The 11,358-nt window shown below is 49.5% G+C and carries 10 protein-coding genes and 1 CRISPR repeat array; of the genes, 2 read left to right on the top strand and 8 right to left on the bottom strand.

From position 1 onward, the window contains the following. Positions 1 to 24 precede the first annotated feature (24 nt). Positions 25 to 570: a CRISPR direct-repeat array (repeat unit 36 nt; unit sequence CTTGGCTTCCGCCCGGAAGTCGAATTAATGGAAACC). A 927-nt stretch (positions 571 to 1,497) separates the two neighbouring features. Beyond that, entirely contained in the window at positions 1,498 to 1,920 is a 423-nt protein-coding gene (gene tnpA, locus OSC10802_RS0107815) for an IS200/IS605 family transposase (RefSeq protein WP_017716235.1), read from the bottom strand. 585 nt (positions 1,921 to 2,505) lie between these two features. On the opposite strand from tnpA, the gene OSC10802_RS49135 reads away from it, so the two are divergent. Next, complete coding sequence (locus OSC10802_RS49135) at positions 2,506 to 2,661, top strand: hypothetical protein (protein WP_155967445.1); 156 nt, start codon at positions 2,506 to 2,508, stop codon at positions 2,659 to 2,661. Between the two features lie 168 nt (positions 2,662 to 2,829). On the opposite strand, the gene OSC10802_RS0107810 is transcribed toward OSC10802_RS49135, so the two are convergent. Next, positions 2,830 to 3,243, bottom strand: coding sequence for a hypothetical protein (locus OSC10802_RS0107810; RefSeq protein ID WP_017716234.1), 414 nt, complete (start codon positions 3,241 to 3,243; stop codon positions 2,830 to 2,832). Between the two features lie 498 nt (positions 3,244 to 3,741). After that, complete coding sequence (locus OSC10802_RS0107800) at positions 3,742 to 4,191, bottom strand: hypothetical protein (protein ID WP_017716232.1); 450 nt, start codon at positions 4,189 to 4,191, stop codon at positions 3,742 to 3,744. 240 nt (positions 4,192 to 4,431) lie between these two features. On the opposite strand from OSC10802_RS0107800, the gene OSC10802_RS49130 reads away from it, so the two are divergent. Continuing rightward, the gene (locus tag OSC10802_RS49130) at positions 4,432 to 4,584 is read left to right on the top strand and encodes a hypothetical protein (protein ID WP_155967444.1); all 153 of its coding nucleotides are present in this window, start codon (positions 4,432 to 4,434) and stop codon (positions 4,582 to 4,584) included. 134 nt (positions 4,585 to 4,718) lie between these two features. Here OSC10802_RS49130 and OSC10802_RS0107795 read toward each other — a convergent pair whose 3' ends face one another. From OSC10802_RS0107795 to OSC10802_RS39145, 5 genes are read right to left on the bottom strand one after another with little or no spacing between them, the layout of a single operon-like run. Next, positions 4,719 to 6,431, bottom strand: a complete 1,713-nt coding sequence (locus tag OSC10802_RS0107795; protein WP_017716231.1) for a hypothetical protein — start codon at positions 6,429 to 6,431, stop codon at positions 4,719 to 4,721. Positions 6,432 to 6,438: 7 nt separating this feature from the next. Next, positions 6,439 to 8,010 carry an RAMP superfamily CRISPR-associated protein gene (locus OSC10802_RS39155; RefSeq protein WP_017716230.1) on the bottom strand — a complete coding sequence of 524 codons (1,572 nt, stop codon included), beginning with the start codon at positions 8,008 to 8,010 and terminating at the stop codon, positions 6,439 to 6,441. Next, positions 7,997 to 8,479 (bottom strand): RAMP superfamily CRISPR-associated protein, encoded by a 483-nt coding sequence (locus OSC10802_RS56345; protein ID WP_017716229.1) that lies wholly within the window; start codon positions 8,477 to 8,479, stop codon positions 7,997 to 7,999. The genes OSC10802_RS39155 and OSC10802_RS56345 overlap by 14 nt, the downstream gene beginning before the upstream one ends. Before the next feature lie 18 nt (positions 8,480 to 8,497). Then, complete coding sequence (locus tag OSC10802_RS0107785) at positions 8,498 to 9,484, bottom strand: hypothetical protein (RefSeq protein ID WP_026098265.1); 987 nt, start codon at positions 9,482 to 9,484, stop codon at positions 8,498 to 8,500. Further along, the gene (locus OSC10802_RS39145) at positions 9,477 to 11,171 is read right to left on the bottom strand and encodes a Cas10/Cmr2 second palm domain-containing protein (protein WP_044170637.1); all 1,695 of its coding nucleotides are present in this window, start codon (positions 11,169 to 11,171) and stop codon (positions 9,477 to 9,479) included. Before OSC10802_RS39145 ends, OSC10802_RS0107785 begins: the two co-directional genes overlap by 8 nt. Positions 11,172 to 11,358: the final 187 nt, after the last annotated feature.

The following is an 11,358-nucleotide window of genomic DNA, read 5'->3' as shown; positions in this document are numbered from 1 at the left end:
ATATCTTGCGACCATCTACCACAGCTTGGCTTCCGCCCGGAAGTCGAATTAATGGAAACTTCTGTCGGTTGATGGGTTTCCATGACAATTTCCTACTCTTGGCTTCCGCCCGGAAGTCGAATTAATGGAAACTCCTCCTGAGATAATTCACGATACTGGTTGTTTTCTGGTCTTGGCTTCCGCCCGGAAGTCGAATTAATGGAAACCAGTTAGAATTTTTGCATCCGAGTGTCTTGGTGCTTCAACTTGGCTTCCGCCCGGAAGTCGAATTAATGGAAACCCAATCATGTCTTGAGGGGTTAGTTTATGAGGCTTGGCTTCCGCCCGGAAGTCGAATTAATGGAAACCGTTTATCCCAGATGGCGGAAACCTGCGGGAGGATTTCCAGCTTGGCTTCCGCCCGGAAGTCGAATTAATGGAAACATGAAATGCTGGCTACCGTCCGAGAGGAGAACGGTTGAACCTTGGCTTCCGCCCGGAAGTCGAATTAATGGAAACCGTTTTTTGTCCCAAGTTACCTCTTTCTTACAAGAGCTTGGCTTCCGCCCGGAAGTCGAATTAATGGAAACCGTTGGGAAGGATGGAGGTGTCACAGGGAATTTCCAATTGCCGGTGTCTCTTTCCCGAAAGCGGGATTTCTGAAGGGGCTTGGCGGTTAGAAAACGCAGCTACACAGACGAAACCCGCCTGCGCGGGTTTCAAGAAGTTCAATATTACGTGCCGGTGGGCTGAGTTTGTCGCAGGGAATTTCCAATTGCCGGTGTCTTTTCCTCAAATCGGGATTTCTGAAGTCCGCGAAGGCGGACTTCGTTTGTATAGCCGCGATTTATAATCGCCGGGGATTATCGGTAAAACGCCGGGTATCTATCGGTAAAACGCCGGGTATCTATCGGTAAAACGCCGGGTATCTATCGGTAAAACGCCGGGTATCTATCGCTAAAACGCCGGGGTGCTTGGCGGTTAGAAACCGCAGCTACACAGACGAAACCCGCCTTCGCGGGTTTCAAGAAGTTCAATATTACGTGCCGGTGGGCTGAGTTTGTCACAGGGAATTTCCAATTGCCGGTGTCTTTTCCTCAAATCGGGATTTCTGAAGTCCGCGAAGGCGGACTTCGTTTGTATAGCCGCGATTTATAATCGCCGGAGACTATCGCTAAAACGCCGGGGTGCTTGGCGGTTAGAAACCGCAGCTACACAGACGAAACCCGCCTTCGCGGGTTTCAAGAAGTTCAATATTACGTGCCGGTGGGCTGAGTTTGTCGCAGGGAATTTCCAATTGCCGGTGTCTTTTCCTCAAATCGGGATTTCTGAAGTCCGCGAAGGCGGACTTCGTTTGTATAGCCGCGATTTATAATCGCCGGAGACTATCGCTAAAAGTTGGGGTGCTAGTTCCTCGGCGATTAGCCCAGGTTCCTGGCGATTTCCAATCGCCAGGAAAGTAGCTAATCACCTGATAACTAGCTGTAAGGAAGTCTGGCGGTGGGCACAAAATCGGAATTACTCTGGGTAGGTAGGAGTTAACTCCCAAACAGGAATAATTGATTGTTGGCGGTGATGGGTTGCCTGGTTCCTGATGTAGTTAGCCACTGAGTCGATGGCACCCTCGCTCACAGTAAAAGCCCCATAGCTGCCCTGCCATTTAAAGAACTGACGGGGTTTAATTTCGTGAGTAATCAAATGTGACGTACTGCCCTTAATTTGTTTTATTATATCAGATATGGCCAGAGTGGGCGGGAAGCCGATTAATAGATGTACATGCTCCTCGATGCCGCCAATGGTGATTGTCGTGCATCCCAGCTGGTTGCACTGTCCAACAATTGCCTGATAAATCGGCTTCTGGATATCTGGCGTAATCAGAGGCAATCTGTCCCATGTCGCCCAAACACAATGGACATACAACTGCGTAAAATTTCCTCTCATTTCTCATTCCTCTTAAACCCGCATTTACAATCGCCGGGGTGTATCAACATTTGCCGGTGGGTGTCAACACTCGCCAAGGGACATCAACACTCACCGGCTCCCATCAACAATCAGCGGCATCTATAATCTTAAACCCGCCTTCGCGGGTTTCGTTTGATGAGTTGCGATTTCCAAGAGACTGTTGGCGTGCTTGATGTGGGGTAAGACCTCACCCCCAAGTTTCCTCCTTCCCAGCTCAAGCTGGGAGGAGGAAAAACCGCGCAGCTTGTGAGAGTCTCGCTCTACTCTTTAGCCCGCGAAGGCGGGCTTCGTCTGTATAGCCGCGATTTCCAATCGCCAGGAACCTGGCCAACTAGTCAGAGGTCTAACCCCTCACCGATTCGCCAACAGCTTCTTTATAATCGCCGGGTATCTATCGCTAAAAGTTAGGGAGCTTGGCGGTTGGAAACCGCAGCTACACAGACGAAACCCGCCTGCGCGGGTTTCAAGAAGTTCAATATTAGGTGCCGGTGGGCTGAGTTTGTCGCAGTAACTAGAGCCGGGGATTCTCTCGCTGTGCCGGGGCGGGTTTAGAAATATATTTCGTTGTGTGGCAAATATCTCTGGCGAACCCGCCCCTACAGGGTGCCGGCAGATATCCTGAATAAACCGGCACCCGCACCCCTAAAAGTATATAAAAAACCAGCCGGCAGCCGGCAATTCACCCGGCGGATTTCCCCACCGGCATCTCAAATCCTATAGAATTGCCCATCACAAACCCAACCCCCCAGCCCCCAACTCAGAGAGGGAAAGGGAAGCAAAAGAAATCTCCCCCAGCCCTGATAGGGAAGGGGGAGATAGATTTTTTATAACCGGCTCCCAACTTCAGCTGTAGCAGGATTGGGAACCGAATCGCTTTTCTCCAAAGCGTTAGGGAAACTCAAGCCAGAGGATTTCCCCATCCAGCTCCATCGCCATTGATTCTTGGCGCAGTTGGTACTGGAGATAGCAGACAAAGCCCACGAGGGTTGGCAAGTGCCGGTCGAGAACCTCTGTGGTGACACTGGAACGCACCACAATATTCACTCCATCTTGTCTATTCCAGATTGCATCGCGGAACAACTGACCCATCAGCTCCTGCGTTTGCTCTACATAGAGCCAGAAATCCGCGAGCACCTTGACATCAACTTTTGTTGGGAGATGGATTGCTACCCATCGATCCACTCGATCTCCTTTTTTCAGCCGCCGTGCGACTTGTTGGAGGAGCTGTTCCTGTTCCGGAAGTCGTGCTAGTGACTCTAGTAAACCGGAGGAGAGAAGTTCGGCTAAAGTTTGGCTAATCATCGACTCGCAACCTCTAGAGCGGTGTCCACTCCGATTGGCCTTTGGCTTTGCCGCGCCCAACCGGAAAAAAAAGTCGGACTTCTAGGTTGCGTTGCCCTCTTGGGCTTCTCTATTTTGTAGTGTTACATATTTCAACTGCCGGCGTCAAGGGGTAGCTGAAATTTTTTTTGCGACTCGAAGGGCTGGGATTTTGAGGTGGGATAACGGGATTAGAGGTTAGCCGGCACTTCCAGGATAGCCGGTGCCACCGGGCCGGTGTCAAGGGGGGTGAGGGAGCTTTTTTTGTGCGGTGAATTGCCGGCTGCCGGCAATTCACCCAGCGGATTTCCCCGCCATCAGTACCCTCCGGATATAAGGCGTAGGGCAGGCGTCTCGCCTGCCCTCAAGCCCATCACAAATCCAACCCCCCAGCACCCAACTCAGAAAGGGAAAAGGAAGCAAAAGAAATCTCCCCCAGCCCGGATAGGGAAGGGGGAGATAGATTTTTTATAACCGGCTTCAGGCAAACTGAAGCAGCAGCATTTCGCCATCCAGCTCCATCGCCATTGTTTCTTGGCGCAGCTGGTACTGGAGTTCGCCGACAAAGCCCACGAGGGTTAGGAAGTGCCGGTCGAGAACCTCTGTGGTGGTATTGGACCGTACCACGATGCTCTTTTCCCGAACCATCCCCGCGACATCGCTCATGTAAGCTCCGTCTTGTTCGTTCCAGGTTGCGCCGCCGAACAGCTGAGTCATCAGCTGCCGCGTTTGCTCCACATGGAGTGACGTATCCGCTGGGACATTCACATCAACCGTTGTCGGGACGTAGATCGCTACCTTTCGCTCCAGTCGCTCTGCTTTTTTCAGCCGCCGTGCGACTTGTGGGAGGAGCAGTTGCTGTTCTGGAAGTCGTGCTAGTGACTTTTGTGTGCGGGAGAAGCCAAGTTTTGCAAGGATTTTGCCGATCATTTACTAGCAACCTCTCTAGCGGTGTCCACTCCGATTGGCCTTTGGCTTGGCCTCGCCCAACCGGAAAAAAAGTCGGACTTCTAGGTTGCTTTGCCCTCTTGGGCTTCTCTGTTTTGTAGTATTACATATTTCAACTGCCGGCGTCAACGGGTAGCGGAAATTTTTTTTGCAACTCGAAGGGCTGGGATTTTGAGGTGGGATGACGGGATTAGAGGTTGGCCGGTATTTCCAGGATAGCCGGTGCCAGTGGGCCAGTGTCAAGGGGGGGTGGGAAGTGCCGGTGAGTTGCGCTCTGGGGATGCCGTCGCCCACCCCAGTTACACGTCCAGGGCTTTAGCTGGGAACGCGACTCTGGAGGATCTGCCTCCTTTCGACCACATGCAGCATTATTAGCCTCAGAACTTACGCTTGCGCCTCTATATGTAGGGTGGGTTAGCGATAGCGTAACCCACCCTACACCACATTAAGTGTCGCTGCGTAAGTCCTGATCCTAACAGCTAAACACACGCAAAGAAAAGGTGTTAAACTCAGCCCAGCAAGTTGACAATCTTTTGAATTTGCTTCTCTAGAGATTCCTCATCGGCCTCAGTATTGAGCAAATTTAAATCATTCAAAGCTTTTGTAAAGGGCTTTTTTACCCAGCACGAATAAACTTCCACTACCTCCTCAGCACTTAAAGATTGTTTGCGCAGTAAATACTTAGGATACTCTTGCTTCGCATTGGGAACGCTAGCCATTACAAACTTTGCATCGTTCGGGTTTCCTAAAAGATATCTAATCACGTCAATTTTTTCGACTCCCCGTAGATTGTGCATATTCTGGTTTCGCAAATCGTATTTCTTAGTTCTGTACTGAGTGCACGACCACTTCAATAGGTTCCATTCGTCAAAACTTATGAGGTTACGCAGCCATTTTCGCAACCGACTGTTATTAAGTTCAAACTTTTGGTTGAATTTTGTCCACTTTATATAGTCTCCACTACTCTCTTGGCTCTTGTCCTTATCGACCGTTGCAGGTATCGGAAAACTCAGCCTATCTGTTAATAAATCCTGCTGTTCTTGGGGGTTTAACAAAAAGAATCCCTCTTCATCCCAATTAATTAATTCCGCAATATCCAGAGGGGTTTCAGTTTGGCATCTTTTCTCTACCTCCACCAAAATAGCTGCTTTTAGAAAAGTTTCATGAGCAGCTGCCAGTAAATTAATTCCTGGCAAATAATTTTCATTCCTGAAAAAAAACTCAATCATGTCGAGGGCATCGCGAACTCGCTTGATAGCAGCTTCGGGTTCAAACTCGCGATCGATGGACAGGCTGTCCTTGTTCGTATCATCAGCTTTGATATTGAAGCGATTGACTAGCTGTTGCAATTGGGTTATAATGTCAGGTTGGATATCTGGAATATTCTGAAGAATTTCCAAAGCCGCACCGGGCTGTCCGTTTTGAATTAGGCGTTTGGCCTTCTGAATCTGCAATCCCCGCCAGTAATTGGAACTTTCAATAACATCTGGAGAGGAAACTGGGTTGTAGCCTTGGTAATATTGATTGCTAACCAAAAACTTAACGTTTTTGAACTTGCTCACCGTCAAGAATTGGACAGCTGAAGAAATGGCCGGCGTTCCAGCTTGGTGGCTGACGTAGACAGTTTCTTCCGTCTCGCGATCGACGCCGAGTTCCGATAAGGCTCGCTCTAAGGTTTCGTTAACTTTTTTGAGCATATACTCCCAATTGTCTGCCCCTGCTGTCGCAGTCTGATCTTGGCCTTGTGCCGGTGCCGGAGTAATGCAATAAAAGTTGGGTACGGTGCCCAAATTATTTTGGAAGTAGCGCGTCAAAATCTCACGCAGTTCAACTGTATCTTGCCAAAATGGACAGTCGGTATATCCTTTTTGCTTGGGCGTAAAAATCTGAGTTTGGTCGGTGAGCAGAACGATAATTTTGCTGGGGCAATCTGACTCGGTACGCTCTTTAATGCCTTGAATGAAAGTGTGCAGTAAAGGAAAGGTTAAATCTGTATAGTAGTCGTCGAAACACTTGGCGCGATAAACCAAACCCAGCGCTCTCGCCGGCGCGGGATACAAGCCGGTAGCGCGATCTTGTGTAGGAGCCGAAATCAAATCATCACAGACTTCTAAAATTGAGCTATCTTCTTCCCCCACAGCTGCATTGTACAAATCCACCCAATGTTCGTCAGTCGTAAGCTGCACGTCGCTGTTACCTGTCGTCACAATCCAGATAGACATAGTTGCCTCACCAAAGTTGTTGAAATTCAGTTTCTCGGTCTAAAAAGGTCAAAAACAGACTTGTTGTGTCAGAGCCATCGCTTTGTGTCTCCCCCGGAAAAATCGTGAGAAACTCGACATAGCCTCCTGTGAGTCGCGCCGTACCCTGGGAATCAACGTCATAATGGGGATACATCCGATGCCAGATTCTTCCCGTCTGATTCATTCCGCCGGTTAAACAAGACTTGTAAATCGAATCCTTATTCCGATAGGGAAGGTGAAACCAGGGAAGGGCTTTGCTAATCTTACTTTTGCTGATGCGCCCCCACACCTGCACCCCACATCCACTATTATTGTCAGGATGCCATGCCTCGCGCCAGCGCTCGGCAATAGCATTGCCTAACTGGACTCCTCGATAATCAGCCCAAGATTGTATGCAGTCGCGAACGCTATCGATAAATCGAGTAACATCTTGTAAAGTGTGGATGGGAAGGTAAAGGGATTCGGAAGCCGGTGCGAACTCCCAATGACAGCCGATGGGAGGCTTGTGTTTTGTATAGTTCGGGGCAAACAAACGATGGTCAATTCTGCGCCAAGACTTGCCAAACCCACCTAGAAGCATTGTAAATCGAATCAGAGCCGCTGTCAACTCCGTTAATTTTTGCCGGTGCTCCTCTGCGATATTTGGGTCAGCTAACAAAATGCGCAGCACGCCGCGATCCAAATTGTACACCGGCGCGTATTGAGGCGTGGGAGAGCGATTCTCGCCCGGGTTCGGCTTGGGCTCGCCCGGGTTCGGCTTGGGGATGTACTCGTGCAGTCCGATGGCTTTCTCTAAATCACCCTCAAACCGCACTCGCAACAATCCTTGGATCGCATTTTTCCCATTCGAGCGGTCGTCTCCAAAACCACCCCACAATATCTTAGTCAAATATTGCGCTGTCTGCGGGTCAGTCATCCCCCCCAACAGGCGCAGAGTGTGACCGCGCAAGCAGGCTTTAAACATATTGGGGCGAAATTCTGGCGTGTTTGTCTTGTCTTCAGGTCGTTCCTTCTGGAGCAGAGTAGAAGCCACTCCCCGTCCCTTTAGCTCGACGCGCTGCAATTCCTCAGGTGTAGGAACCTGATGAGAGACATCAAAGTACCCGTATCCCGCACTAACCCGGCTGCCCAAACCGGAAGAGAGCGCCTTCTCCCAAATTTTCCAAATTTCCTCCCATCTCGGATCGGTTGGTTCCAGTATAGCACTAGAAATTCCAAAGCGCAACTTCACCCGATACAGCGAGATTTGCACATTGGCATTTGTCGTTTCGTAAGCAATCACTTGCTTACTTTGCTGAGAGTGGACTGGATCGACAAGGCAATTTGTCCAAGATGTATCGACCGGATAAGCGCCGTGGAAGCGAAGGATGCCCGGTTGCAGTTTATTTTCGCCATCTCCGACCGGAACTTCGCCACCGCAGTAGTGCAAAGCTTGCGCTTCCGATTCGCACGCCTGTCTGAATGCGCCCTTCATGCTAGATCCCGGATAGTAAGGATAGCCCTTCGCCCCGATAATTGGGCGAATGATGTTGGCATCTTGCCCGCTATTCGATACCAAGCGCCAACTGATGCAATACTCTTTTGTCTGCACTCCCCTCCCAAATTTGGGAGGAGTTGCCAGAGGATTGCATTCTGAGTTCGCGCCAACCGGCGTTTTGGGCCCACGGGCGAATGCCAGTTGGGATACAGTTTGCGGTTTGGGACTGGCAATCGCTTTGGGGCAGCCACACGATAGAAGCGTATTCGATTTTGATGCGCGACTCAAACTCTATCTCTTTCTCTATGTCCTTACTGCGTTCTGCCGCACGACCGTACCAATTTTCAGCGAGTTTCTCGCCGTCCTCTCCGGATTGATACAAGTCGGAACGCAGTCTGCCGCGAATCGAACTCCCCGGAATGATGCCGGTTTGAGTAAACTGATCTCGAAAAATCAGATTCAGATTGCCCGTTTCTTCCCCTGCCGTCGCCCCAACGTGAAGGGGAGCGAGGGTTTCAATAATTCCGCAGCCTTTCGTATATTTATACATTATGCCACTCCTCTCTCATCACTTAGTAATCTTTACCGGCAAACACAATCCCCCGCCAACATGCTTGAGAAATCCATTTTGCGGGAACCACTCTTTGGGCCACTCGCACCACGGCTTGTCAATCGGACGGTCTAAAACGCAAACGCTTCCGGCGGGTACAGCATAGCGTCCGCGACTGAGCTGACCCCCCGCACTGTATCGATAAGGAACGGGTTTATCCGTCAGCATTTCTATCACTTTGGGAAAGTCGCGGCAGTTGGCGTGGTAGGGAGAGCGATAGGAAAATCGATTTGACCCCCAAACCCCCGGAACGATTAAAGCAAAAGCCTCTTGAATCGGTTCTCCTAACAGTTCGGCCATTCTCCCTTTGAGGTCGATACAATTAATTTCAACCAAGTGACTTTCACCTCCAAAACGATACCATCCCGGCTCTAAGGGATAGGTGGAGAGATAAACCAAACATACCTCCGGATCGACTTCAACAGCATTTTCTAAGAATAAGCCATCTTCATCAAGGGCGCTGCGCTCCGTTTTTTTCATTTGCGGATGCAAAATGGGCGCATACTTCCAAGGGATTTTTGTGATAGGCTTCTTAAAAATACCTTCCGGGTCGTCCCACAATGAGATGGGTTGCCAGCTATAATCAGGTTCCAGTCCCCAATCCTTATGCTCTCGCTGCCAGATTGGTTCTTCACCTTGCCATTCTAAATACCATCTGTCCCAGTTTTTTTCGCCAATGATTAAATTCCAAGGAATGGGGACGGAAATTTTCTTTGGCATGCTTTGCTCTGCCCAAAACGGGCCGGCAACATATAATTTTTCTTTCAGTTCTGCTTTGACACCGGCATTCCCGTAGTGAGTGCTAAAAAAGAGTCCCGCCAGAGTCGCAGCGTCTGGGGGAAACTTAGCCCCGGACCGCCCCACCAGATTTTCTGGAGACAGAAACCCTCCCGCACTCCCGTACATCATCCCTAACGGGCGCACTAAAATCTCGTATTTAAACACAGCCGTCCTCCTTTGATGCCCGCGATAAATCGGACGGCGCGTCCCCTAACAGATGCCACCCGACATTAATTAAGTTTTCAACCCACAAAATTAATTCTTTTCGTCTTTTAGCATCCTCGCCAGCATACCCGACGATATCCTCCATAGCGCTATAAATTTTTGTTTTATAGGTGGGAAAGTAAATCTCTAAAAACTCCAATGCTCCATCTAGAAAATCCACAATCCGAACGCCGTCAAGGTCTTCTAAATCATTCACCCCAAAACCAAAAGCATGGCGAGCCTTCAGCTGGGCCAAATCCCCATAGACGTGACTCCAATTATCTTTGCCGTCTAAGTCTCTGTAGTGCGTTAGAATGTCCAGATACTCCCAAGGGGTTGTCCACTCGATATACTGGCCATTATTGAAGACGACTCGGATCGTTACCCGATTGCGCCCTCGATTCTTGGCTCGTTTTTGCGCTTCCCGACAGTGTTGCAGCACGTCCCGCTGCGGAACGCCGGCACCCACCCACACAAATCCTACACTTATTGTAACTTCTTTTCCCAGCAGTTGCCTAATCTTCGGCTGAATAGTTTGCCAGTTTTTATGCACTTCAATCAATTCTTCAAAAGCCACACGACCGGCAATGGGTTCTTCTGGCTTCCCGCTATAGATGATTCCCAGAAAATCATCGCCTCCCGCATAAATAACTCGGCCTCTCTCCCTAGGAAAGTTATGGTCGAAGTCTTTCCCCCAATTCCGTATAATTTCGCTAAATTTATAAATCTCGCCATCGCTTTTTTGGGCCAGGGTTTTGAGATGGTCGCCCATGCGATCCCCATCCCCCATAAACCAGCCCGTCCAGTGGCCTTGGATATCTTGCTCTGTATTCCGCGCCAGACGGACAATATCATTAAAATTTTCAGGCGGACGAATTCCAATTGGGCTGCCAACGTCACGGTGAGTCACCAGACGCTTTACGAGTTCGGGAATGCTGAGTCGTTCGTTCTCAGCAATAAATTTTCCTTCAACTTCAAAATTTTCCGTATCCTGTTTCCACTGGCTGTTGCCATCGAACAGAGCCGCCAAGGTTTGATAAAAATCCTTGACTAGCTCTTTTTCTCCAGATGAGAATCCGGCACTGTTGAATTTGATATCTTTGGCTTCCAGACGCGGATAGGCAATCGCATCAGCCCCGCTGAGGCTCGAACTATCGCCGATCCAGTTAATTGCCGTCCACCGTCTGGACAGCTTGCGCCTTTCTAGGTTTTCTCGCGCTTCATCGGGGGTATCGCCCTCTCCCCAAAAAAGCTCCCAAGTATGATTCTTCCATTTATCCCATTCGATCTCCCAGGTATCCCAGGTATAGCTATAAACTTTTTTGCCCTGGCCTTTGAGAAATTCATCGATCTCCCTTTCTAGATAAGTCCTGCACTGCTTTAAAACTTTGCCCCACGCTTCGATAAGAGCCTCACGGGCCACCTCTTCAGGAAAATGGCCTTTCACGAGAATCCGGTTGGGCATTCCTTTGGAAAACCCGGGCAGTCCAGGTGAAATCACCTCGGCGTTCTTGTTTTTGGCGGCTTTGAGGATCTCGGTACTCAGATAGGATAAAATTAACGACGCCCCATATAAATCTCGCAATTTGCGGGATTTTTCGATAAAGCCCTGAATGGGAGCGAAAGTCACGAAAATATATTTACTCACGATATCCAATCCTTTCGACAGTGACTTAAACACTCGATGGTTTGGCCTGGATTGCCTGGGAGTGGCAAAACTCCTGATTTGTGCGGCAGCGCCTAAAGCTTGCGGTGATAGAGATTCATTCCTACTCCGCTCAAGACTACTTTAAGATATCACGCCCGATATTTACTTAACAAGCTCCCTAATGTAA

The organism is Kamptonema formosum PCC 10802, assembly GCF_000332335.1.
Lineage (GTDB): Bacteria > Cyanobacteriota > Cyanobacteriia > Cyanobacteriales > Oscillatoriaceae > Oscillatoria.
Note: the sequence above shows the minus strand (reverse complement) of the source record. Positions and strands in the feature narration are given on the sequence as shown.

What these genes read in the sequence shown, in the direction of transcription:
- OSC10802_RS56345 (WP_017716229.1), bottom strand. Translation starts at nt 8,479, where the DNA reads ATGTATAAATATACGAAAGGCTGCGGAATTATTGAAACCCTCGCTCCC.
- OSC10802_RS0107800 (WP_017716232.1), bottom strand. Translation starts at nt 4,191, where the DNA reads ATGATCGGCAAAATCCTTGCAAAACTTGGCTTCTCCCGCACACAAAAG.
- OSC10802_RS0107795 (WP_017716231.1), bottom strand. Translation starts at nt 6,431, where the DNA reads ATGTCTATCTGGATTGTGACGACAGGTAACAGCGACGTGCAGCTTACG.
- OSC10802_RS0107810 (WP_017716234.1), bottom strand. Translation starts at nt 3,243, where the DNA reads ATGATTAGCCAAACTTTAGCCGAACTTCTCTCCTCCGGTTTACTAGAG.
- tnpA (WP_017716235.1), bottom strand. Translation starts at nt 1,920, where the DNA reads ATGAGAGGAAATTTTACGCAGTTGTATGTCCATTGTGTTTGGGCGACA.